The following is a 23,221-nucleotide window of genomic DNA, read 5'->3' on the forward strand; positions in this document are numbered from 1 at the left end:
CGATGTGGCGAGTGAACGGTATTGGTGGGGGATTTTAAGCTGTTTTCTGCTGTTCAGCCTGGTGTATCTCGGCCAGCAGAGCGGGGCATTCGGCAGTACGGATCATGAACACCAGGGCGAAACGGGCCTGCTGCTGTTCGTGATACCCGGCGTTATCGCCAGCTATTTGTCGAGTAAAAAACGTATTCTCTGCCCGCTGCTGGGAGCGCTATATGCGTTGCCGCTGTGTCTCATCATTCGTCATCTTTGGCTAACGCCGTCCTCTTCGTTCTGGCAGGAACTGGCTTATGCCACCAGCGCGGTATTCTGGTGCGTATTCGGTGCGCTGCTGGCTTTGTTTGTACGCAGTTTGTTGCAAGCCTATCGGCACTGTCATTCCGGTGAACGGCAATAAAAAAAGGCGCTATCCGCGCCTTTTTGTCGTTCTGTCTGAAGCTTACTGGAACAGATTCAGGTTTTCTTTAGCGTAGGCCTCGAAATCGGTGCAGCCGCCGATGTGTTTCTCATCGAGGAAGATCTGCGGTACGGTTTCTACTGGCTTGCCAACGGTTTTTTCCAGATCGGCCTTGGTGATGCCTTCAGCGTGGATATCAACATAACGGAAGTTGAAATCGTCACGTTCTTCAGTCAGTTTTTCCGCCAACTCTTTCGCACGGACACAATAAGGACAGCCTGGGCGCCCGAAGATAACTGCAAACATGCAACACTCCTTAGATTGATATTTAAATATGTAATCGCAACTGCAATGACATTCTGTCAGTCCAAAAAGACCAAAGCCAAGCATTACCTGCGTTAATGACGGTTACTATGCCCGTTGAGACGGCGAAAAAAAAGCAGGAATTACCTGTTAATCCAATTCATGTAACCGATTAAGCTGTCGGGGCTGTCGCCGCTGGTTGGAATTCACTACACTGGAGGCAGAGCTTTGGGAGAAGAAAAATATGCGTTCATTCGGTGACTTACCGCGTCCCGTGCTGGTGTTGGAAGGTCTGGGGATGCTGTTGTTGGTGCTGGCTTATCTGAGCATTCACAATCATGTCCAACTTCCGGGGTGGTTGGCGTCGCCACAGGCGGCGGTAGGCATGATCTTTCTCGGTATAGCGCTGATGGTACCTGCCGCCGCATTTCTGGTCTGGCGCGTGGTGCAAGGCTTTGGCCCATTGATGCGCGGTGACGAACCACCGCAAAACGATCGCCGCAAACCCGAAGTGAAACCTATGCCAGATGATAAAAACGATCGTGAGCCGCGTGTCTGAGTGACCGCAGTCGGTGATATGCCTGCCTGACAGGTGATTGTCTTTTTGGGGTGACGAGTGAAAATTGCCATTCTTTCGCGCGATGGAACGCTGTATTCGTGTAAGCGCTTGGTGGAGGCGGCTGAACAGCGCGGCCACTGCATTGATATTATCGATCCGCTCTCCTGTTACATGAACATTAATCCGGCTGCGCCCACTATCCATTATCGTGGTCGTCAGTTAGAGCGTTATGACGCCGTCATCCCCCGCATCGGATCCGCCATGACCTTCTACGGCACTGCGGTACTGCGTCAGTTTGAACTGTTGGGCAGCTACCCGCTGAATGAGTCGGTGGCCATTACCCGTGCGCGCGACAAGCTGCGTTCTTTGCAATTGCTGGCACGCCAAGGCATAGACCTGCCGATCACCGGTTTTGCGCATTCGCCGGACGATACCGGTGATTTGATTGAACTGGTCGGCGGCGCCCCGTTAGTGGTCAAACTGGTAGAAGGTACGCAGGGTATCGGTGTGGTGCTGGCGGAAACACGCCAAGCCGCGGAAAGCGTTATTGATGCATTCCGCGGCCTTAACGCTCATATCCTGGTGCAAGAATATATCCGCGAAGCGCAGGGCTGCGACGTGCGCTGTTTGGTCGTCGGCGGCAAGGTGGTAGCCGCCATTGAGCGGCAGGCAAAGCCCGGCGAGTTCCGTTCTAATCTGCATCGAGGCGGCACGGCCCGCAAAGTGGTTATCACAGCCAAAGAGAGGGCGATGGCGGTGAAGGCGGCTACCACGCTGGGATTGGATGTTGCCGGGGTTGATATCTTGCGCGCGGACCGTGGACCATTGGTAATGGAGGTCAACGCTTCACCGGGTCTGGAAGGGGTTGAAAGCACGACGGGGTTGGATATTGCAGGCATGATGATCGAGTATATCGAACAGCGTGGCAGACCGGGTTTCCGCCTGAAGTCGGGGGGGTAGGACACCGAACAGAATAGGCTTCTCTGCACGCGGTAACACGCCTTTTTCTCTGCCATATTTGCCCTAATAGCGAATTAAGCCGCATTGATCGTGGCATAGCTGGGCAATATTCCGTAAGCTATGCGCCTTTTCGTGTTTTGAATATTGTGAGGCTGGTATTATGGATTCACTCATTGTCCCTGATTTGGCGTTGTTGCGACGCTGGCTGGATCAATCGGGCATTTCATTCTTTGAGTGCGATTCTTGCCAGGCGCTGCACCTGCCGCACATGCAAAACTTCGACGGCGTTTTCGACGCCAAACTCGATCTGGTTGATAACGTGCTCCTGTTCTCCGCGCTGGCCGAAGTGAAGCCGACGGCGCTGATCCCGCTGGTGGCGGATCTGAGCCAAATCAACGCCAGTTCGCTGACCATCAAAGCTTTTGTTGATATCCAGGACGATAACCTGCCGAAGCTGATCGTTTGTCAGGCGCTGAGCATCGCCGTTGGCGTCACGCTGGAACAGTTCACCCACTTTATGCAGCAGGGTGAAGAGCAAATCTCAATGGTCATCCTCGAAGCGCGGGCGAACGATCTGCTGTTTATGGGTGACGAAGAAGAGAACCCGGCTGCGGCTGACCGCCACCCAATGCTGCACTGATCCCCACTGTACATTATGTGTGCCGCCTCCCTGGCGGCATGCTGCCGTTATTCCTTCCTGCAATAATATATTCTGCGTTTTACCCTCTGTTGCCAGATATTCCTCGCCGTTTATGCCATTAATGGCGTATCACATAGAGAGAAACTGCATAAAAAATCGATAAAAACCGGTTTTAACCCCGGAGGCTGGTGCGTTTTGGCAACAGGGGTTATGCTGCTGATTCTGCTAAGGGCTTGCGATTCTCCAGGTGACCATGCGGGCGGGGCAGTTGAAAAAGGTACATGCAATCAACTGCATAGCCATTCAATCCGCGGTTGCAACTATTGCGCTCGATCAGGAAAGGTTTTGTATCGATTCCGATACAAGTTCAATTCTATGATTCACCCCTGTTTTGGAGGTAGTTACGGATGGTCACCCAACGTAAAAAGTGGTTATCGGGTGTTGTTGCTGGCCTGCTGATGGCCGCGTCCGTCACAGCGTCAGCCGAGGAAAAAACGCTGCACGTCTATAACTGGTCCGACTATATTGCGCCGGACACCTTAGCTAAATTCCAAAAAGAAACCGGTATTAAGGTCGTGTATGACGTCTTTGACTCCAACGAAGTGTTGGAAGGCAAGCTGATGGCAGGCAGCACCGGTTATGATTTGGTCGTACCTTCATCCAACTTCCTCGAACGTCAGTCGCAAGCAGGCATTTTTGAGCCGCTCGACAAGAGCAAAATACCGAACTACAAAAACCTTGATCCAGAGATGCTGAAGCTGGTGGCGCATAACGATAAGGATAACAAGTACGGCATCCCTTACATGATGGTGACCACCGGTATCGGCTATAACGTTGATAAGGTCAAAGCGGTGTTGGGCAAAGATGCACCGGTCAACAGTTGGGATCTGATCCTTAAACCGGAAAATCTCGAGAAGCTAAAAAGTTGTGGGGTTTCCTTCCTGGATGCGCCAAGCGAAGTTTACGCTACCGTACTGCATTATCTGGGCAAAGATCCTAACAGCACCAACGCTGCGGATTACACCGGTGCGGCAAACGATCTGCTGCTCAAGCTGCGCCCGAACATCCGCTATTTCCATTCTTCCCAGTACATCAACGATCTGGCGAACGGGGATATCTGTGTCGCGATCGGCTGGTCCGGTGACGTCATGCAAGCCGCCAACCGTGCCAAAGAGGCGAAGAACGGCGTGAACATTGCTTACGCCATTCCGAAAGAAGGCGCGCTGACCTACTTTGATATGTTTGCCATGCCGGCAGATGCCAAAAGTAAAGATGCTGCTTATCAGTTCCTGAATTTCTTGCTGAAACCGGACATCATGGCGGATATCAGCAACCACGTTTACTACGCCAATGCGGTCAAGGACTCTACGCCGCTGGTGAACGCCGAGGTGCGTGATAACCCGAACGTGTATCCGCCAGCGGATATTCGCGCCAAGCTGTTCACGTTGAACGTACAGTCGCCGAAACTGGACCGCGTCATTACCCGTGCCTGGACTAAAGTTAAAAGCGGGAAGTAATACTCAGGGCCCAGTATATCGGGCCCGGTTTTCCCTGTTGTTTTGACCAGCAGGCGGGTGTTTCCCGCCTCGTTGCCATTTTGGGCCATGGCAATCGCCGTGGTTTTTTGTCCTGTTTTGCACCGGAGAGCACCCCGATTGAACGACGTCATCCCTCGTCCTCAAGCCAAGTCGCAGAAGGTTTTCACCCCTCTGCTGGAAATCCGTAACCTCACCAAAACCTTTGATGGCCAAAACGCGGTCGAAGACGTCAGCCTGACCATCTATAAAGGCGAAATATTTGCATTATTGGGCCCTTCGGGCTGCGGCAAGTCGACGCTGCTACGTATGCTGGCCGGCTTTGAACAGCCGACGGAAGGGCAAATAGTGCTCGATGGGCAGGATATGTCGCACGTGCCACCTTACCAGCGGCCGATCAACATGATGTTCCAGTCCTACGCGCTGTTCCCGCACATGACGGTAGAGCAAAACATCGCCTTTGGCCTGAAGCAGGACAAAATGCCTCGTGCGGAAATCGCCGGCCGGGTCGCCGAAATGTTGTCGTTGGTGCATATGCAGGAGTTCGCCAAACGTAAGCCTCACCAACTCTCCGGTGGTCAACGTCAACGCGTGGCCCTGGCACGTAGCCTGGCGAAACGACCAAAGCTGCTGCTACTCGACGAACCTATGGGGGCGCTGGATAAAAAGCTGCGCGATCGGATGCAGCTGGAAGTGACGGACATTCTTGAGCGTGTCGGAGTGACCTGCGTAATGGTGACGCACGATCAAGAAGAAGCCATGACCATGGCAGGCCGTATAGCCATTATGAACCGCGGTAAATTTGTGCAGATTGGCGAGCCGGAAGAGATCTACGAGCACCCGAACAGCCGCTTTAGCGCGGAGTTCATCGGCTCGGTCAACGTATTTGACTGTGTGCTGCAAGAGCGCCATGACGATGCCTTGATCCTGCAAAGCCCCGGCTTGCGTCACGCGATCAAGGTTGACTCTGATGCCTCGGTGGTAGACGGCGTACCGATCCAGGTCGCGCTGAGACCAGAAAAAATTATGCTGTGCGAAGACGTACCGCAAGATGGCTGCAACTTTGCCGTAGGTGAGGTTGTGCACATCGCCTATCTCGGTGATTTGTCTATCTATCACGTGAAATTACTCAGCGGCCAGATGATCAGCGCCCAGTTGCAGAACGGCCATCGTTTCCGCAAAGGGATGCCGACCTGGGGTGATGAAGTGCGTCTGTGCTGGGAAGCCGACAGCTGTGTCGTGTTGACGGTGTAGAAGGTGGGGAATAATCATTATGACAATGCTTGCTGAACGCACGCCGCCGGAACCGCCGGCGAAAACGCCCGGTCCATTGAAAGCGCTGTTCCAGCGCCTGCAGATGGCCCATGGCCGCAAGCTGGTAATTGCGGTGCCGCTGCTGTGGCTGACGTTATTATTCCTGCTGCCGTTCCTGATTGTGTTCAAGATAAGCCTGGCAGAACTGGCGCTTGCCGTTCCACCCTATACTGACTTGATGAGTTGGGCAGAGGGTAAGCTGGATATTGCACTCAACTTTGCCAATTACCTGCAACTGACCGACGACCCGCTGTATGTGGATGCTTATTTGCAATCGTTGCAGGTAGCGGCGGTGTCGACCCTGTGCTGCTTAATCATCGGCTATCCGTTGGCGTGGGCAGTGGCACACAGCAAATCGTCAACCCGCAATATATTGCTGCTGCTGGTGATCTTGCCGTCGTGGACCTCGTTTTTAATCCGGGTTTATGCCTGGATGGGCATCTTGAAAAACAACGGTATTCTTAACAACTTCCTGTTGTGGTTGGGTGTCATTGATCATCCACTGGTGATTTTGCACACCAATTTGGCGGTGTATATCGGCGTTGTGTATTCCTATCTGCCGTTTATGGTGTTGCCGATTTATACCGCGCTGACAAGGTTGGATTACTCGTTGGTGGAGGCTTCCCTCGATCTGGGGGCCAAACCGTTGAAAACCTTTTTCAGCGTGATTATGCCGTTGACGCGTGGCGGCATTATTGCCGGCTCGATGCTGGTGTTTATCCCTGCGGTCGGCGAATTTGTCATTCCTGAACTGCTGGGCGGACCCGACAGTATTATGATTGGCCGGGTACTGTGGCAGGAGTTCTTTAATAACCGCGACTGGCCGGTGGCCTCGGCGGTTGCTACCGTTATGCTGTTGCTGTTGATCGTGCCAATTCTCTGGTTCCACAAGCACCAGAACAAGGAAATGGGGGGGCAGGGATGAACAATTTGCCGGTAGTTCGTTCACCATGGCGCATTGCTATTTTGGTCATTGGTTTTACATTTTTGTATGCACCGATGCTGATGCTGGTGGTTTACTCGTTCAACAGTTCCAAGCTGGTGACGGTGTGGGCAGGCTGGTCGACGCGGTGGTATGTTGAGCTGTTCCATGATTCAGCGATGATCAGTGCCGTCGGGCTAAGCTTGACGATTGCTGCTGCCTCGGCGACCGCCGCCGTGGTGCTTGGCGCTCTGGCGGCCGTGGTTATGGTGCGTTTTGGCCGTTTCCGCGGTTCAACCGGTTTTGCCTTTATGCTGACAGCCCCTTTGGTTATGCCGGACGTGATCACAGGCCTGTCGTTACTGCTGCTGTTTGTGGCGATGGGGCATGCGTTTGGCTGGCCGTCGGAGCGGGGCATGTTTACCATTTGGCTGGCCCATGTCACTTTCTGTACTGCTTATGTATCCGTGGTGATCAGTTCGCGCCTGCGTGAGTTGGATCGCTCTATCGAAGAAGCCGCCATGGATTTGGGCGCGACGCCGCTGAAAGTGTTCTTTGTGATCACCTTGCCGATGATTGCCCCTGCACTGATCGCCGGTTGGATGTTGGCTTTCACCCTGTCATTGGACGATCTGGTTATCGCCAGCTTTGTCGCCGGGCCGGGTGCCACCACCTTGCCGATGTTGGTGTTCTCCAGCGTACGCATGGGCGTTAACCCAGAAATTAACGCGTTGGCAAGTTTGATTCTGCTGGTGGTTGGGGTTATTGGCTTGATTGCATGGTGGTTTATGGCGCGCTCGGAAAAACAGCGATCGCGCGAATTACAAAAGGCTGCCCGTAGCTGAGTCTGAGCAAACCTGCTATTTTTGCAATAATTGGTATTGCAATTGATTACCTGACTTTATATACGCCGTTTGAATAGCCCCAATCAAGGTTAATTGCCGCGTTATGAGCGGCAGTTTGAAAGGGGCAGTGGCGTTTCGTTACGGAACATGGACATGTCAGACATGCTGAACAGCAGGCAGGGAATGGGAACGACTTCAGATGCGCCAGTACCGGTGATGGTTGCAGGTACCGCGATGGTCGCTATCAAATGCGTCAGCGTGCTGTTGCTGTTAGGTGAGCTCGGCGTCGACGGCGCGCAGGAGTTTGTCAGCACCAGTGCGCAGGCCTGGGATTCCACCTTGATCTTTCTGGCGGGTTTGTTACTGCTGTGTCTGCAAATCAGTTGTGGTTTCGCAGTGATGCGTGGCCGCAATTGGGGACGTTGGATCTATGTCATCTGTCAGTGTGTTGTGGTCGGCTATTTGCTGCTCGCCACCATTGGCAGCTTTCTGCCGGAAGTATTTACCGTTGAGGGTGAAAGCAGTGGGCAGATCCTGCACGAACTGATCCTGCAAAAAATCCCAGATGTTGTCATTCTGGCATTGCTGTTTATCCCTGCGGCCAGCCGCCGGTTTTTCGCTGCACGTCATTGAGATTTCATACCCGGCGCTTTCCAAACCGTCACGTTGCTGGCGGCAACTTGAAAGCTATAGGGTATAGCGGCGCAGAGTGCTAAACTCTGCGCCCTTAATTCTTCATCCTGAACCTAGAGTACTTTTCATGCATTGCGCTTTGTATACGGCGGGCACTTGCCGTTCCTGTCAGTGGCTGGAAAAGCCTTACCCGCAGCAACTGACAGACAAACAGCACCATCTGCAATCACTGCTGACTGGCCGTGATGTCGCCCAGTGGCTGGAGCCGATTGCCGGCAAGCAGAGCGCATTTCGCAACAAAGCCAAAATGGTGGTCAGTGGCAGCGTAGAACGCCCGTTGCTCGGCATGTTGCATCGTGATGGCACTCCGGTTGATCTCAGCGCTTGTCCGCTTTACCCCGCCAGTTTTGCCCCAATGTTTGACGTGCTGAAAAGCTTTATCGCTCGGGCCGGTCTGACGCCTTACAACGTGGCACGTAAACGCGGCGAGCTAAAATATTTGTTGTTAACTGAAAGCACCCATAGCGGAGGCGTGATGCTGCGCTTTGTGCTGCGTTCAGAGACGAAACTGGCGCAGTTACGTGCTGCCCTGCCGTGGTTAAGGCAACAGCTGCCGCAACTCAGGGTGATCTCTGCCAATATTCAGCCGGTGCATATGGCGATTATGGAGGGGGAGCGTGAAATCCCGCTGACAGAGTTGCAGGCGTTGGAAGAGCAGTTTAATCAGGTGCCGTTGTATATTCGCCCGCAAAGTTTCTTCCAGACCAATCCGCAGGTGGCTGCCGACCTGTATGCCACAGCCCGCGACTGGGTGCGCGCATTAGGCATCAACAGCATGTGGGATCTGTTCTGCGGTGTGGGGGGCTTTGGTCTGCACTGCGCGCAGCCGGAAACACGTTTGACGGGGATCGAGATCAGCGCAGAAGCGATTGCCTGTGCGCGCCAGTCGGCGAACGCCCTGGGTTTGCAACATGTTGATTTTCAGGCACTGGATTCAACGCAGTTCGCCACCGCTGAAGGCCGTGTACCGCAACTGGTGTTGGTCAATCCGCCGCGACGTGGCATTGGCAAGGCATTGTGTGACTATTTAAACCTGATGGCGCCGGGCTATATTTTGTATTCGAGCTGCAACGCCGAGACGATGGCGAAAGACATTGAGATGTTACCGGATTACCGCATTGAACGCGTGCAACTGTTCGATATGTTCCCCCATACCGCCCATTACGAAGTGCTGACGCTGCTGGTACGCCATTAAAGAACGTTGTGGGGACAGGGCGTGGTATGCCACGCCCTGGAAAGATCTTACTGCGGGAACCACTTATCGTTGATGGCTTTGTAAGTGCCGTCAGCCTTGATGGCGTCCAGTGCGGCATTCAGCTTGGCCAACAACGCCTGGTTGTCCGGGCGTACGGCAATGCCCAGACCGGTACCGAAGTATTGTGCATCGGTAACGTGCTCACCGACCGGTGCCAATTGCGGGCTGTTCTTCAACCATTCATTCACTACCGCAGTATCACCAAATACGCCGTCGATACGGCCGTTTTTGAGTTCGAGAATGGCATTCTGGTAGCTGTCGTAAGAGACGGTGTTAATCTCTGGGTGCTTATCCTGCATGTATTTCTGATGGGTAGTGCCGTTCTCCATGCCGATCTTTTTGCCTTTCAAATCGGCCAGCGAGCTGAATTTGCCTTTTTGGGCAATCACAATTGCTGAGTTGGCATAATAGGGTTGAGTGAAGGCAACTTGCTTGCTGCGTTCTGGCGTGATGTCCATACCGGAGATCACCGCATCGTATTTTTTGAATTTCAGCGCAGCGATCAGGCTATCGAACGCCTGGTTGGTGAAGGTGCATTCAGCCTTCATTTGTTTGCATAATGCGTTAGCCAGGTCGATATCAAAACCCACAATTTTGTTGCTGGCATCCAGCGATTCGAACGGGGGATAGGTGGCTGAAGAGGCAAAGCGAATGGTCTCTGCGGCACTGGCGTTAAAGGCAATACCAGCGAGTACTGTGGCGGCCAGTAATAGTTTTTTCATGCGTAAAGCTCCTGTCTGTAAGCCTGCGTTTTTTTATGTCGTCGCCGCTTGATTTTACTGACAATAACCCAAAGGTTTTGGCGGCTGTTGGTTGGCATTTACCCTGCCATTTTATGAATTAATATGCAATATAAATGATTAAAAAATTATCGAGAGGCATAAAAAAGCCCTGCGCAATGGCAGGGCGTTGAGACGGCCTTTCAGCATGCTCAGTTGCGGCGCTCAAAGGCCAGCGCCCGGCGCTCGACCAAACGCATCAGTAACGTCAACAGACCATTAACGCACAGATACACCAGCCCGGCAGCACCAAACACCATCACATCGTAGGTACGGCCATACATCAGTTGGCTGTAGCCCATCACTTCCATCAGGGTGATGGTATAGGCCAGTGAGGTACTCTTGAATACCAGCACGACTTCGTTGGAATAAGAGGACAACGCACGTTTAAAGGCAAATGGCAGCAGGATACGCAGCGACTGCGTACGCGACATGCCAAGCGCTTCACAGGATTGCCATTGACCGGCAGGGATTGCGCGTACTGCCCCGTAAAACAGCTGCGTGGTGTAAGCCGCGCTGTTCAACGCCAGCGCGACCATCGCACAGAGCCACGGTTGTGACAGTAAGTCCCACAACCAGGGATATTCGCGGATAGCCGGGAACTGCCCTGGGCCGTAGTAGATCAGAAATATCTGCACCAGCAATGGTGTGCCAGTAAACAGCGTGATGTAGATCTTTACCAATGGCGTCAGGATCGGTGTTTTCAGCGTCAGGATCACCGTCAGTAACAGTGACAAAATAAGCGCCACGATCAGTGCAGTGATAGTCAATGTCAGACTGGTGTGCAGCCCTTTGATGATTTCTGGTAAGAACTCAAACATCAGGCTGGCCCCCGCTCAAAACGCGTGGTGCGCAGTTCGATGCGTTTGATGATGTACTGGCTTAACAGGGTAACCACCAAATAGATTGCCGCTGCAATGACGTACCAGGTGAAAGGTTCCTGTGTGCGCGTGGCGATGCTTTTAGTTTGCAGCATCAGATCGTTAACGCTGATCAACGATACCAATGCCGTATCTTTCAGCAACACCAGCCATTGGTTGCCCAAGCCCGGCAACGCGTGGCGCCACATCTGCGGCATGATCAAGCGAAAGAAAATCGCTGTGGTGCTCATCCCCAATGCCTGACCGGATTCCCATTGCCCTTGTGGTACGGCTTTCAGCGCCCCACGCAACGTTTGCGATGCATAGGCGGAATAGAGCAGGGCGAGTGCAATCACACCACACAGGAACGGGCTGACTTCGAAGTTATCAATCGCCAGCTGGACGGGCAGTTGGAACAGGCCAAAATTCAGGGTGAAGCCATCGGACAGCATCAAGAGCAGCTGCGATGAACCGAAATAGATGAACAGCACCACCAGAATTTCCGGCAGGCCGCGCAGCAGGGTGACCCAGGCAGTGCCGAGCCAGCTAACCACTTTCCAGCGTGATGACTCCCAGACGGCAAACAGCATCGCCAGGATCAGCCCAAGGATAAGGGCACAAACGGCAAGGCCGACGGTCATACCGGCGGCGCTTGCTAAAGGTTGAATTTCATTCATCGGGGTTGATTACTGCTGGAACCATTTTTTGTAGATGGTTTCGTAAGTCCCATCCTGTTTGATCTTGTCCAGAGCGGCGTTGAATTTGCCCTGAAGATCGGTGTTTTTCTGGCGAACGGCAATGCCCAGACCGGTGCCGAAGTAATCTTTGTCGGTCACTTTATCGCCCACTGCGCCCAGCGCCGCATTTTGCTTCAGCCATTCATTGACGACGGCAGTATCACCGAATACCGCATCAACGCGGCCGTTTTTCAGATCCAGAATGGCGTTCTGATAGCTGTCATAAGGCACGGTGGTGATTTCCGGGTGTTTGTCGGTCAGGTATTTCTGGTGAGTGGTGCCATTCTGCACGCCCACTTTTTTACCTTTCAGTGCAGCCACGTCGGCAACTTTGCCTTTCTGGGCGACAAACAGCGCAGAGTTATCGTAATAGGGTTTGGTAAACAGGACCTGTTTTTCACGTTCTGGCGTGATGTCCATACCGGCCATGACTGCGTCAAAACGCTTGAATTTCAGGCTTGGGATCAGGCTGTCAAAGGCTTGATTCGTGAAGGTACACTCAGCCTGGATCTCTTTACACAATGCATTGGCCAGGTCGACGTCAAAACCCTGGATTTTGTTGCCGGCGTCAATAAATTCAAATGGAGGATAAGACGCTTCGGTAGCGAAACGGATCGTTTCGGCTGCAGAGGCGGAAACGCTGATGCCAGCCAATACGGCGGCGATTATTAGTTTTTTCATCGCAAACTCCCCAAATTACAGCAAGTAAAATTGTTAGTGTGATAAGTAATTAGCAAACTCGGTGGTCTGTGGCTGCGTGAAGTGACTGGCATCGCCTTGTTCCACCACGTGGCCGTTTTCCATGTAAACCACGCGGCTGGCGGTTTTACGCGCCACTTCGACTTCATGGGTAACGATCACCTGGGTGATACCGGTGCCGGCCAACTCACGAATGATGCTGACGATCTGGGCGGTAATTTCAGGATCCAGCGCGGCAGTCGGTTCATCAAACAGCAGCACCTGTGGTTCCATCATCAGCGCACGGGCGATCGCTACACGCTGCTGTTGGCCACCGGAAAGGTGCAGTGGGAAACGATCGGCAAAGTCGGTCAGGCGCAAGCGTTTCAGCAGTTTTTCGGCACGTTCCATCGCCTGAGCTTTGGTCAGACCCAGCACGCGGCACGGCGCTTCGATCAAGTTTTGCACTACGGTTAGGTGAGGCCAGAGATTATATTGCTGGAAAACCATACCGACGTTCTGACGTAGCTCGCGAATGGCTTTTTCACCAGGAGCCTGTTTGAAGTCGAATTGATTACCGGCGATCTGCAATTGGCCTGAGCGTGGCATTTCCAACAGGTTCAACACCCGTAATAACGAGCTTTTCCCTGCGCCGCTTGGACCAAGCAGCACTAAGGTTTCCCCTGCTGGGCAATCCAGCGTGATGTCAAACAGCGCCTGATGTGCGCCGTAATAGCAGTTGATACCGTTAAGTTGAATGCTCATGCGCCAGAATTGAATAGATATTGATGCCGCAAATGTTAACTTCCACAGAATACTTATGCAATCTTTGTGCGTTAAAATTTATTACTGCGCGGCAGGATAGTGAAAGAATAGCACAAGATACCGCGTGTCAGGTTCGAAGGGGGGATTTGTCGTGCATGCTGTGAGGTAGGTAGCGAAATTTCTCAAACTGAGCAAATATTGAGCGCAATCAAGGCATTTTTCTGACGACCGGCCCGGAGAGGGCCGGTAAGCGAGTGAGGTTACTGGTTTTCCAGCACTTGGCGCAGCGTACCGCTGGTGGCATGCGGTGGCACATTCAGATAGCGGATGTCATCCACGACCCAACAAGTGCCTTCACGTACCATCAACACTTCATCCTGCCAGTTGATCGTATTGCTGCCCTCTTTTTGGCGGCTGAGCTGAACGCGTAACGGGATATTCTTGGCATCCGTATTTGGAATGGTCGAGGCGCTGGCGACGGTTGCACTGGTCGGCCCCTGAGCATTGCCGGTAAACAGATCGCCTGTGATCTGATATTTACCCGGGTTCTGGTTGGCGCTTACCAGGTCCTGATACAGCACCTTACTCAGGTAAGGCTGCAGCTGCGCCAGACGGTTGCTGTCCGGCAATGTGTTGCTGGCGCCCTGTTGCAGGCGCAGATCGTAAAATTTCTGTGCGACCGTATCCGGGCCGCCTTCCACACAACCGCCAGTACGGGTGCCGATATCCTTGAATGCCGGTTCGACGGTGGTACAGGCACTCAGTAACAGCGCTAAGGGAAAAACAGCCGCAATCGTTTTTGTTTTCATCTCATTACCTTATGTGAAAGTCTCTACCATGAAGATCATTAGCCTACAGTATAAATGCGATTTCAGGCCTTGCATTCGTACTGCGTGCCATTTCATAACAGAACATAATTCCAAATTGATGGTCAGATAAATGCGATGAATCAATCAAGCTAGGAGTTTTGATGCAGCTTTCCACTACCCCGACCCTGGAAGGGTTTACCATTACCGAATATTGCGGTGTTGTCACCGGCGAGGCCATTTTGGGGGCCAATATTTTCCGCGATTTCTTTGCTGGCGTGCGTGACATCGTAGGCGGGCGTTCCGGTGCCTATGAGAAAGAGCTGCGCAAAGCGCGGTTGATTGCCTTCAAGGAGCTGGAAGAACAAGCGCAAGAGTTGGGCGCAAATGCGGTTGTCGGTATCGATATTGATTACGAGACTGTGGGTAAAGACAGCAGCATGCTGATGGTCACCGTCAGCGGCACAGCAGTGAAAATCAGTCGTTAATCCTTTTCTCTGACGCCCCGGCTTTCGCCGGGGCGTCCTCGTATTATCCGGCTTTATGTTCTTCAATTTTGACTGGACGGTGTTCCTGCGGTTTGGCTTCCGCGGCAGGGCGATGTTGCACCTGTTGAACTTGTTGTGGGTGGAACGGCTGCGGCGCGTTATGCGGCGTCGGGATATTTGGCCGTTGTTGAACCTGCTGTGGACGGAAAACGTTGGCCTCAGGTGCCGTATGGACGACCGGTTTAGCCGCCGGTATATGGACGGCCTGCTGTACGGCCGGCGGCGCCACTGTACGCTGTTCCGGCTGGCGCATTGGCCGACTATCAGTCTGATGAACGGGAACGGGCGCTGCTTGTACTCTTGGCGGTTGTTTCACTGCTGCCGGCGCCGTATGGCTGAAATTCGGCATGGTCATCGGTTGCTGACCCTGTGCTGAACGTACCGTTACATGCGGTGTAGTGACAGTCCCTGTATGAGTAAAGTTCGGGGCTGCCATGGGCTGACGACCGGCTGCTGCCACCGGTGCCTGCGGGGCAAAGTGAGGTTGTTGCACAGGAGCAACGTTAATTGCTGGATGAGCCGTTGGTGCGGCAAAACGCGGCGCCGGATTCACCGGTGTATTGTTGAAGTTGTTTACAGTGCTGCTGCGGTTCACATTATTGTATTGGTTAATATTGGTCACACGGTTAATCACCGTGGTGGAATGCGAAATATAGGGAGCATTGTTGTAGACCACCGGTTGCCGCCGATTATTCCAGTGAACATCCCAGCTATGCCAGCCGTCATGATGATTCTGATTAATCAATGCCCCGACCACGATACCTACGCCAAAACTGATCACACCGGTTGCCAGCATATCGCCGCTGCTATAGCTGGAGGCGTTTTGATAACTGTAATTGGGGTAGGCGGGGATGGGCTGGCCATAGGCTACCCAAGGGTCGTATCGCGGCACATAAACCACATCCGGCTGGCTGGGTTCAATAACAATGGTCTGGGCAGGGGCAGCCACTATGCTTTGTGCATAAGGTTGTTGCTCAACATACTGCGTAGTCGGTGCCACAATCACTCTTTGCTGGGGGGATGTTTTGAGCGTACCTTTAGCCGACGCACGTTGACGGAGCACCTGAATGGCATTCATCACATCAGTGGGGTCGTTGAGATAAGCACTGCCCAACGCAGTAGTCCAGGGGATATTTTTCGCCATCTGGTCTAACACATCAGGAAATTGAACCAAACTACGTACGCTAGGATCCCAAGGCTGGCTGTCTGCGGCCGTGGTGAGTGCAGCCGGTTGCAGGCCGCGGTTTTGCCCCAGCCAGTTATCGGCAGCGCTGATTTGATCAGGATAACCCGCACCGGCGAGGACCTGAGCCAGCAGCTTGTCAGGGAAAAGTGCCACCGGACTCACTAATTGATACAGTTGGTCGGCACTCAAGGGCGTATAGGCCGGCGCGGGGGCCGGGGAGGCTGCGGTTGGAGAACCGCCCCCCATGGTATTGGCTATTGTTTTTTGATCGCATCCACTGAGCGGCAGCATGGCGATACACATCAGCCATGTTAAATAGCTTGGCTTGAACATGAGCGACTCACTTTTATCAGCGCAGGTAATAGTATGAGCGTAACAGCTGCACTGCACTCTGTTAGCCAGGTGTAACACTCGCTTGCACATCTGGCTGCTCTGTCATCATTACGTGATTATTGGATACAGGTTAATCAATCTGAGTTACAAATTCGGGCATCGAAAACGCAGGAGGGAGTCTTGAAAATTTGGCCTGGGATATGCGTTGCGGTCCTGCTCGCAGGTTGCCAAAGTGAACAGCAGCGTACGACTGTTGATCGCGGCGATTACCAGCTTGAAACTCTGCATCAGGCGCAGGGAGCGGACCAACGTATTCGTTTTTTGGTGATGCATTACACTGCGGAGGATTTCCATTCCTCGTTAAAAACCCTGACGGACGAACACGTCAGTGCGCATTATCTGTTGCCCGCGCATCCGCCGTTGGTGGAGGGCAAGCCGGTTGCTTTCCAACTGGTGCCGGAAGCTCTGCGTGCCTGGCATGCGGGGGCCAGCAGTTGGCGTGGCAGAACCAACCTGAATGACACCTCGATCGGCATCGAAATAGTCAATCGCGGGTTCAACCGCACGCTGCTGTTTACCCATTGGCAGCCCTATACGCCGCAGCAAATTGCGCTGTTGGTTTCACTGAGCCGCGATGTTATACAGCGCTACGGTATTCAACCGATGGACGTGGTAGGGCACAGCGATATCGCGCCGCAGCGCAAGCAGGATCCTGGTCCATTATTCCCCTGGCAACAACTGGCACAGGCGGGGATTGGCGCCTGGCCGGATCCGGCGAAGGTGCAGGCGTTGTTGGCGGGGCGTGATAAACATGCCGCTGTGCCGTTGGCGCCGTTAATGGAAAAGCTGGCGCGCTACGGTTATGGCATTGATGCGAAGTGGGACGTCAGGCAGCAAAAAAATGTGTTGGCAGCGTTTCAAATGCATTTCCGGCCCAGCGATTATCGCGGTGAGCCGGATGTCGAGAGTGAGGCCATCATCGACGCGCTGCTGTTGAAGTACGACGCAGCGCGTTAATTACAGACCGTGCAGTTTGCCGTGCTCTTTTAGCCAGCGGGCGGTGCGGTAAATGCCTTCATCCAACGAAACAACGGGGTGATAGTCTAGCTCTTGCTGGGCGCGTGTGATGTCCAGCGTCAGATCGAAATTCAGCTTGGCGACGCCATAATGGGTTAGCACCGGCTCTTTTTCGCTTTTGCTGCCGAGTTTTTCCATCCCGCGGGCCATCATATCGAGCATCGGATAGGGTACAGAACGGATCCGGCATTTCATGCCCAGTTCGTCGATCAACTGTTGCACTACGCTACGTAGCTGGCGTGGTTGTTCGTTGGTGATGTTATAAGCACGCCCGGAGGGGGTATTCTCTTTCTGGGTTGCCAGCCACATGGCATGGACCGCATTCTCCAGGTAAGTCATGTCCACCAACGCCGCGCCGCCGCGCGGCAACAGCAAATTGCCATAGCGTTTGATCATCTGCAGCAGACGCGGCAGCATCACTTTATCGTGTGGTCCAAATAGCCCCTGAGGGCGCAGGATAGTAAAGTGCGTTTGCGGGTTGGACAACGCCAACTGCTGGATCACGTGCTCACCGGCAGCCTTGCTGCGAGCGAACTCGTTAGCATAACGTACGGGGCGGAAGTCTTCAGTGATGTTGCGGTGGTGGTGGTAATCGAAGTAAACCGCCGGCGAGGAGATATGGATAAACTGCGACACCCCGTAGGCCGCCGCCCATTCGCCTAAGCGACGGGTCGCACGCACATTGGCCAGTTCAAAGGCTTCTTCAGTGCCCCAAGGGGACGTAAAGCTTGAGCAGTGCCACAGAACGTCCACGTCGGCCAGCATAGCTTTGGCCTGCGATGAGATCAGGTTGGTGAGATCGGCATGAATGAATTCTGCGCCCATTTTTTCCAGCAAACTGCCCATGGCCTGGTTGCGGCCGGTGGCGCGCACTTTTATGCCCTGACGACGGAGATATTCAACGGCGTTACGGCCTAATCCACTGGTTGCACCGGTGACCAATACCTTCATAACGAACTCTATTCTCACCAAAAATCAGAATGCTGACGGCCTTCAGCGGCGCTACAGCAAATAAGATGCCATTCTTCCGTTATTTCGTGCGCTATGCAATCGGAAAGGGCCTAACCGCAGCAGCAAACTGTGCGGTTGATCGACAATTAAGCATTAACGCTTATCCTCTTCGGCCAGTCTGGCAATTCGGCGCGCCATGCCGCGAAAAATAAACAGATGAGCAGGCATCATGGCGAACCAATACAGCAATCCACTGAACCCTGCCGGGTGCCACCAGGCGCGCACATCCAGAGTACGGTGATCACCGTGGTCTTTGATCGTGAAGGCCAGGCGGCCCAACCCAGGGGCTTTCATGCCGAACAATAACGCCAGTAATCGCTGTGGCTTGATGGTGATGACTTTCCAGCCGTCGACCAGATCGCCAACGGCCAGCGTGTCACGCTCTGGTCGGCCATAAACCACGCGGTTGCCGATCATATCGTCCATGCGGGCGCGGATCTGCCAAAGGATGTTGGCATAGAAATAGCCTTCTTTACCGCCCAGCTGTTGCACCCTATGCCACAGTGCCTGGCTAGATGCCGAGGTTTTCAGCGAATAACCCGCTTGCTTCGGGTAGAAGCCATAGCCCGGTCGCCAACGTGCTCGCGCTTCGGGATCGTAGCCCCAATCGGCGGAATCAACCACCTCTTCCTCTCGCTTCAGCGTCGCGGTCACAGCCTGATCAAAGGTTTGCAGCGTTTGCGGTATCAGCGCCTGCAAGGGTTTACCGTCAGCGGGCAGATCGTGGTTCAATCCCTGAATGAGTGCGCGGGCAATAGAGGTCGGCACCGAGGTAATCATGCTGATGAACCACACCGAGATAAAGCGCGTCGGCAGCGGGATAGGGATCAGCCAGCGTTTTTTGCCGCTGATGGTGATGAAGCGCTCAAACAGGGTTTGATAGCTGATGTACTCCGGGCCGGCGACGTCAAAAATACGGTTTTCTTCTGCCGGATGCTCCAGCAGATCGGCCAGATATACCAGCAGGTTTTCTAACGCGACCGGCGACGATTTGGACCGCACCCAGCGCGGTGGCGTCAGTATTGGCAGGTTGTAGACCATGTCACGCATGATTTCGAAGGCGGCGGAACCGGGGCCGACGATGATACTGGCGCGCAGTTCGGTAATAGGGATGCCACTTTGGCGCAAGATCTCACCGGTCAGCTTGCGCGCGACCAAGTGCGGTGAGCTGTCACCGTCCGGTTGCAGCGCGCCAAGAAAAATAACCTGTTTAACGCTGGAGCTGCGCAACGCATCACGCAGGTGTTCCGCTGCCTGACGCTCTTTTTCAATAAAGTCATCGCCGTCACCCATACCGTGGATCAGGTAATAAACGGCATCGATGTCCCACAGTGCGGCGGCCAGCGTTTCTGGCTGGTAGACGTCGACATACTGGCAGTTAACCTGCGGCCAGTTTTGTTCTTGCAGCCATTCGATACGGCGCGCGGCGGCGGTAATGTCATGCCCCTGTTCAATCAGGTGGGGAATCAGGTTTTGGCCGATGTAGCCGCTGGCTCCAAGAACCAGAATGCGTTGAGGTGTCATTAGCGCCGCCTTATGCGGTGAAGTTCATTGTCACAGGATGCCAAATCCACCGTTTAAATGCACTTTTTGTGTGGTTATGAGGGCGTTGCATCCGTCGTCGAGCGGCGTCACACTACGCACCGTTTGTCTGAGCTAAGCCGGAATGATGAAACTTAATGCCGTTTGTTATGCCCTGTTGGGACTGGCGCTGATCGCCAGTGTGTTTTTCCTGCATCCTGTCTGGATGTGGTGGTTGTTGGTTAACCTGCTGACGTTAGTGGTATACGGTGCGGATAAGCTTGCTGCGCGCAAAGGGTGGCAACGGGTGCCGGAAAGCACGCTGCTGGTATTCGGTTTGGTGGGGGGCTGGATTGGGGCTATCGTGGCCCAGCAGTGGTTTCGCCACAAAACCCAGAAGCAGCCGTTCAAGAGCGGGTTTATCGTCAGTGTGATTCTGAATGTGGTAGCGACCCTGGCGATTTGGTATTGGGTTTATGGCCGCTGGATATTATGAAGACGGGGCGTTGTCGCCCCGTCCAGGTAAAGGCTTAGGCATGCTGTTTGAGGAATTGTTGCCACAAGTCGACTACGCGTTGCAAATCCTGACGGTTGACGTCGAGGTGCGTCAGAATACGCGTTAGCGGCCCGCTGCTGATCAATACGCCATGCTCGCGCATCCAGGGGCCCAGCTTTGCGGCCAGCTCTGGCGATTGACGTAGGTACAGCACGTTGGTTTGTGCCCCCGGCTCTGCTATCTCCACGCCAATCTCTTGCAGCTGTTGTTCCAGCCATTTGGCGTTGTCATGATCTTCACGCAGCCGTTCAACATTGTGCTCCAGTGCATATAACCCGGCCGCGGCCAAAATACCGGCCTGGCGCAGGCCACCGCCGGTCATTTTACGCCAGCGCAAGGCGTGTTGGATAAACGCCTTGCTGCCGCACAGCAGCGAACCCACCGGAGCACCCAGCCCTTTCGACAGGCAAATGGTAAAGGTATCGCAGTACTGCACAATGTCTTTCAATGGCACATTCAGTGCGACGGCGGCGTTAAAGATACGTGCGCCGTCAATGTGCAATGCCAGTTGATGTTCACGGCTGAACTGCCAGGCTTGTTGCAGGTATGCTAGCGGTAATACACGGCCGCTGATGGTGTTTTCCAGGCTCAGCAAACGCGTCTTGGCGAAATGAATGTCATCGGGTTTGATCGCTGCGGCGACCTTATCGAGCGGCAAAGTACCGTCTGGGTTTGCTTCGATAGGCTGTGGCTGGATGCTACCGAGGACTGCCGCGCCGCCGGCTTCATATTTATAGTTATGCGCCTGCTGGCCGACAATGTACTCGTCACCGCGCTGGCAATGGCTGAGTAGCGCCACCAGATTGGCCTGAGTGCCGCTTGGCAAGAATAGCGCCGCTTCTTTACCGGACAGGCGGACCGCTTCCGCCTCAAGTGCGTTAACCGTGGGGTCATCGCCGTAAACGTCATCACCAACTTCGGCACGGGCCATGGCCTCGCGCATGGCGGCACTTGGACGGGTCACGGTGTCACTGCGTAAATCAATAAGCATAGTTAACCTTGGGGATGGCTGATGGGAAAGGGAATATGACCTCCATCATAGCGGGATTCTTTTATGACAAAAGAGAAAAATACCGGGAACAGCAACCGCTGAACCCGGAAGGTGTTTTAACGTAACCAGTTGGTTTTTGCCAGCTCGACCACTTCGTCACCGCGGCCGTTGATAATGGCGCGCAGCATGTACAGGCTAAAGCCCTTGGCCTGTTCGAATTTGATCTGCGGCGGCATCGCCAACTCTTGTTTTGCGGTGACAACGTCCAACAACGCCGGGCCGGGATGCGCCAACATTTCCTGCAGCGCGGCGTCCAGTTCCGACGCTTTTTCCACGCGAATGCCTTTCACACCCGCGGCGTTGGCAATCGCTGCGAAATCGGGGTTGTGCAGATCGGTCCCATCGGTCAGATAGCCGCCGGCTTTCATTTCCATCGCCACAAATCCCAGTACGCTGTTGTTGAATATCACAATCTTGACCGGCAGTTTCAACTGGGCCAATGAAAGGAAATCCCCCATCAGCATGGTGAAGCCGCCGTCGCCGCACATGGCGATCACCTGTTTGTTCGGTTCGGTGGCCTGTGCGCCAATCGCCTGTGGCATGGCGTTAGCCATCGAGCCATGGTTGAACGAACCGAGCAGGCGACGTTTGCCGTTCATCTTCACATAGCGTGCAGCCCACACTGTGGGTGTACCAACGTCACAGGTGAAAATGGCATCGTCGCTGGCGTATTGGCTGAGCTGTTGCGCCAGATACTGCGGGTGAATCGGCTGATCGTCGTTGGCCGTCGCCAGCCCGTCGAGATCCTTGCGTGCAGTGCGATAGTGCTCCAGCGCCTTGTCGAGAAATGCGTGGTCACTCTTGGGCTCCAACTGCGGCAGCAGGGCAGTGAGGGTGGTATGAATATCACCCACCAGTGCCATATTGACCGGGCAGTGTGCGCCGATACTGCCGGGGTTGATATCGATCTGAATGATATTGGCATTGGTTGGGTAGAAGGCGCGGTACGGGAACTGGGTGCCAAGCAACACCAGCGTATCGGCGTTCATCATCGCGTGGTAGCCGGAGGAGAAACCGATCAAACCGGTCATGCCGACGCTGTAAGGGTTATCCCACTCGATATATTCTTTGCCACGCAGTGCATGTACAACCGGGGCTTGCAGCAATTCTGCCAGTTTAACCACTTCGTCATGCGAACCGGCGCAGCCGCTGCCGCACATTAACGTAATGTTTTTCGCCTTGTTCAGGGTCTCCGCCAGCGTGTTCAATTCGCTCATTGGCGGTTGTACCAGTGGCAGTGCCGGGGTATGCCACACCATGCTGGCATCTTCGGGGGCCATACGCAGCGCCACGTCGCCCGGGAGTACGATCACTGACACACCGCGATTGAGGATCGCCTTGCGCATGGCGATTTCCAGTACCCGCGGTAGCTGTTCCGGGTTGGAAACGAGTTCGCAATAATGGCTGCATTCGCGGAACAGTTCTTGTGGATGAGTTTCTTGAAAATAACCACTGCCGATTTCGCTGGAGGGAATGTGCGCGGCAATCGCCAATACGGGGACGTGGTTACGGTGGCAATCGAACAGACCATTAATCAGATGCAGGTTACCGGGGCCGCAGGAGCCGGCGCAGACCGCCAATTCACCGGTAAGTTGGGCTTCCGCACCGGCAGCGAAGGCGGCGACCTCTTCGTGGCGCGTGCCCAGCCAGTCGATGGTACCCATGCGATGCAGGCTGTCGCTCAGACCGTTGAGCGAATCGCCGGTAACGCCCCAAATACGTTTCACACCTGCCTGTTCCAGTGTTTTGGCGATCAGTGTGGCTACGGTTTGCTTCATAGTTCCCCCAAATATGATAAAAACACCCAAATTTCAATGTATTGAAATTTCCAAGTGTGACTTATTGGATATTGAGCAGATGAACCTGATAAAAGCGCAGAACGGAGAAAGTGTA

25 protein-coding genes are annotated in these 23,221 nt (G+C 54.0%); 13 read left to right on the plus strand and 12 right to left on the minus strand.

The window, feature by feature from the left end; genetic code table 11:
* Window positions 1-4 precede the first annotated feature (4 nt).
* A complete protein-coding gene (locus JOE25_RS01840; RefSeq protein WP_209632511.1) occupies window positions 5-394 on the plus strand; it encodes an inner membrane protein YbjM in 390 nt (129 codons plus the stop codon).
* Between the two features lie 42 nt (window positions 395-436).
* Here JOE25_RS01840 and JOE25_RS01845 read toward each other — a convergent pair whose 3' ends face one another.
* A complete protein-coding gene (locus JOE25_RS01845) occupies window positions 437-700 on the minus strand; it encodes a GrxA family glutaredoxin (RefSeq protein ID WP_012006074.1) in 264 nt (87 codons plus the stop codon).
* 241 nt (window positions 701-941) lie between these two features.
* On the opposite strand from JOE25_RS01845, the gene JOE25_RS01850 reads away from it, so the two are divergent.
* The 9 genes from JOE25_RS01850 to rlmC all read left to right on the plus strand — a co-directional run bounded on the left by JOE25_RS01850 (window position 942) and on the right by rlmC (window position 9,360).
* Window positions 942-1,256, plus strand: a complete 315-nt coding sequence (locus JOE25_RS01850) for a YbjC family protein (protein ID WP_209632512.1) — start codon at window positions 942-944, stop codon at window positions 1,254-1,256.
* A 57-nt stretch (window positions 1,257-1,313) separates the two neighbouring features.
* Complete coding sequence (gene rimK / locus JOE25_RS01855; protein ID WP_209632513.1) at window positions 1,314-2,216, plus strand: 30S ribosomal protein S6--L-glutamate ligase; 903 nt, start codon at window positions 1,314-1,316, stop codon at window positions 2,214-2,216.
* A gap of 160 nt (window positions 2,217-2,376) precedes the next feature.
* Window positions 2,377-2,856 (plus strand): YbjN domain-containing protein, encoded by a 480-nt coding sequence (locus tag JOE25_RS01860; RefSeq protein WP_209632514.1) that lies wholly within the window; start codon window positions 2,377-2,379, stop codon window positions 2,854-2,856.
* Window positions 2,857-3,263: 407 nt separating this feature from the next.
* Entirely contained in the window at window positions 3,264-4,373 is a 1,110-nt protein-coding gene (gene potF / locus JOE25_RS01865; RefSeq protein ID WP_209632515.1) for a spermidine/putrescine ABC transporter substrate-binding protein PotF, read from the plus strand.
* A gap of 138 nt (window positions 4,374-4,511) precedes the next feature.
* Window positions 4,512-5,645, plus strand: a complete 1,134-nt coding sequence (gene potG, locus JOE25_RS01870) for a putrescine ABC transporter ATP-binding subunit PotG (protein ID WP_209632516.1) — start codon at window positions 4,512-4,514, stop codon at window positions 5,643-5,645.
* A 19-nt stretch (window positions 5,646-5,664) separates the two neighbouring features.
* On the plus strand, window positions 5,665-6,630 hold the full coding sequence (potH, locus tag JOE25_RS01875; RefSeq protein ID WP_209632517.1) for a putrescine ABC transporter permease PotH: 966 nt from the start codon (window positions 5,665-5,667) through the stop codon (window positions 6,628-6,630).
* Window positions 6,627-7,472, plus strand: a complete 846-nt coding sequence (gene potI, locus JOE25_RS01880; protein ID WP_209632518.1) for a putrescine ABC transporter permease PotI — start codon at window positions 6,627-6,629, stop codon at window positions 7,470-7,472. The genes potH and potI overlap by 4 nt, the downstream gene beginning before the upstream one ends.
* 153 nt (window positions 7,473-7,625) lie before the next feature.
* Window positions 7,626-8,105 (plus strand): YbjO family protein, encoded by a 480-nt coding sequence (locus tag JOE25_RS01885; protein WP_209632519.1) that lies wholly within the window; start codon window positions 7,626-7,628, stop codon window positions 8,103-8,105.
* A 127-nt stretch (window positions 8,106-8,232) separates the two neighbouring features.
* Window positions 8,233-9,360 (plus strand): 23S rRNA (uracil(747)-C(5))-methyltransferase RlmC, encoded by a 1,128-nt coding sequence (gene rlmC / locus JOE25_RS01890; protein WP_209632520.1) that lies wholly within the window; start codon window positions 8,233-8,235, stop codon window positions 9,358-9,360.
* Between the two features lie 47 nt (window positions 9,361-9,407).
* Here the strand turns inward: rlmC and artJ (JOE25_RS01895) are convergent, their stop codons facing one another.
* The 6 genes from artJ (JOE25_RS01895) to JOE25_RS01920 form a co-directional block, all read right to left on the minus strand.
* A complete protein-coding gene (gene artJ, locus JOE25_RS01895; RefSeq protein WP_209632521.1) occupies window positions 9,408-10,142 on the minus strand; it encodes an arginine ABC transporter substrate-binding protein in 735 nt (244 codons plus the stop codon).
* A gap of 209 nt (window positions 10,143-10,351) precedes the next feature.
* Window positions 10,352-11,020 (minus strand): arginine ABC transporter permease ArtM, encoded by a 669-nt coding sequence (artM, locus tag JOE25_RS01900; RefSeq protein ID WP_209632522.1) that lies wholly within the window; start codon window positions 11,018-11,020, stop codon window positions 10,352-10,354.
* Complete coding sequence (artQ, locus tag JOE25_RS01905) at window positions 11,020-11,736, minus strand: arginine ABC transporter permease ArtQ (RefSeq protein ID WP_209632523.1); 717 nt, start codon at window positions 11,734-11,736, stop codon at window positions 11,020-11,022. The genes artM and artQ overlap by 1 nt, the downstream gene beginning before the upstream one ends.
* A gap of 9 nt (window positions 11,737-11,745) precedes the next feature.
* Window positions 11,746-12,477 carry an arginine ABC transporter substrate-binding protein gene (gene artJ / locus JOE25_RS01910; protein ID WP_209632524.1) on the minus strand — a complete coding sequence of 244 codons (732 nt, stop codon included), beginning with the start codon at window positions 12,475-12,477 and terminating at the stop codon, window positions 11,746-11,748.
* A 33-nt stretch (window positions 12,478-12,510) separates the two neighbouring features.
* Entirely contained in the window at window positions 12,511-13,239 is a 729-nt protein-coding gene (gene artP, locus JOE25_RS01915) for an arginine ABC transporter ATP-binding protein ArtP (RefSeq protein WP_209632525.1), read from the minus strand.
* Window positions 13,240-13,499: 260 nt separating this feature from the next.
* Window positions 13,500-14,048: a lipoprotein gene (locus tag JOE25_RS01920; protein WP_209632526.1), complete on the minus strand. Its 549-nt coding sequence runs from the start codon at window positions 14,046-14,048 to the stop codon at window positions 13,500-13,502.
* Between the two features lie 161 nt (window positions 14,049-14,209).
* Between JOE25_RS01920 and JOE25_RS01925 the strand changes: the two genes are divergently transcribed.
* Complete coding sequence (locus JOE25_RS01925) at window positions 14,210-14,533, plus strand: heavy metal-binding domain-containing protein (protein ID WP_209632527.1); 324 nt, start codon at window positions 14,210-14,212, stop codon at window positions 14,531-14,533.
* Window positions 14,534-14,576: 43 nt separating this feature from the next.
* Here the strand turns inward: JOE25_RS01925 and JOE25_RS01930 are convergent, their stop codons facing one another.
* On the minus strand, window positions 14,577-16,112 hold the full coding sequence (locus tag JOE25_RS01930; RefSeq protein WP_209632528.1) for a DUF3300 domain-containing protein: 1,536 nt from the start codon (window positions 16,110-16,112) through the stop codon (window positions 14,577-14,579).
* A gap of 180 nt (window positions 16,113-16,292) precedes the next feature.
* Here JOE25_RS01930 and JOE25_RS01935 point away from each other — a divergent pair, with 180 nt between their 5' ends.
* Window positions 16,293-17,129, plus strand: a complete 837-nt coding sequence (locus JOE25_RS01935) for an N-acetylmuramoyl-L-alanine amidase (protein ID WP_209632529.1) — start codon at window positions 16,293-16,295, stop codon at window positions 17,127-17,129.
* Here the strand turns inward: JOE25_RS01935 and JOE25_RS01940 are convergent, their stop codons facing one another.
* Together JOE25_RS01940 and JOE25_RS01945 are read right to left on the minus strand one after the other, a co-directional pair.
* The gene (locus JOE25_RS01940; protein WP_209632530.1) at window positions 17,130-18,140 is read right to left on the minus strand and encodes an NAD(P)-dependent oxidoreductase; all 1,011 of its coding nucleotides are present in this window, start codon (window positions 18,138-18,140) and stop codon (window positions 17,130-17,132) included.
* A 153-nt stretch (window positions 18,141-18,293) separates the two neighbouring features.
* Entirely contained in the window at window positions 18,294-19,724 is a 1,431-nt protein-coding gene (locus JOE25_RS01945) for a DUF2867 domain-containing protein (RefSeq protein ID WP_209632531.1), read from the minus strand.
* 145 nt (window positions 19,725-19,869) lie between these two features.
* Here JOE25_RS01945 and JOE25_RS01950 point away from each other — a divergent pair, with 145 nt between their 5' ends.
* Entirely contained in the window at window positions 19,870-20,217 is a 348-nt protein-coding gene (locus tag JOE25_RS01950) for a DUF1294 domain-containing protein (protein WP_209634149.1), read from the plus strand.
* Window positions 20,218-20,251: 34 nt separating this feature from the next.
* On the opposite strand, the gene ltaE is transcribed toward JOE25_RS01950, so the two are convergent.
* Together ltaE and poxB are read right to left on the minus strand one after the other, a co-directional pair.
* Window positions 20,252-21,268, minus strand: a complete 1,017-nt coding sequence (ltaE, locus tag JOE25_RS01955; protein WP_209632532.1) for a low-specificity L-threonine aldolase — start codon at window positions 21,266-21,268, stop codon at window positions 20,252-20,254.
* A 116-nt stretch (window positions 21,269-21,384) separates the two neighbouring features.
* Window positions 21,385-23,106, minus strand: a complete 1,722-nt coding sequence (gene poxB / locus JOE25_RS01960) for a ubiquinone-dependent pyruvate dehydrogenase (RefSeq protein WP_209632533.1) — start codon at window positions 23,104-23,106, stop codon at window positions 21,385-21,387.
* Between the last annotated feature and the right edge of the window lie 115 nt (window positions 23,107-23,221).

Source organism: Serratia sp. PL17, assembly GCF_017832355.1.
In the GTDB taxonomy this organism is placed as follows: domain Bacteria; phylum Pseudomonadota; class Gammaproteobacteria; order Enterobacterales; family Enterobacteriaceae; genus Serratia.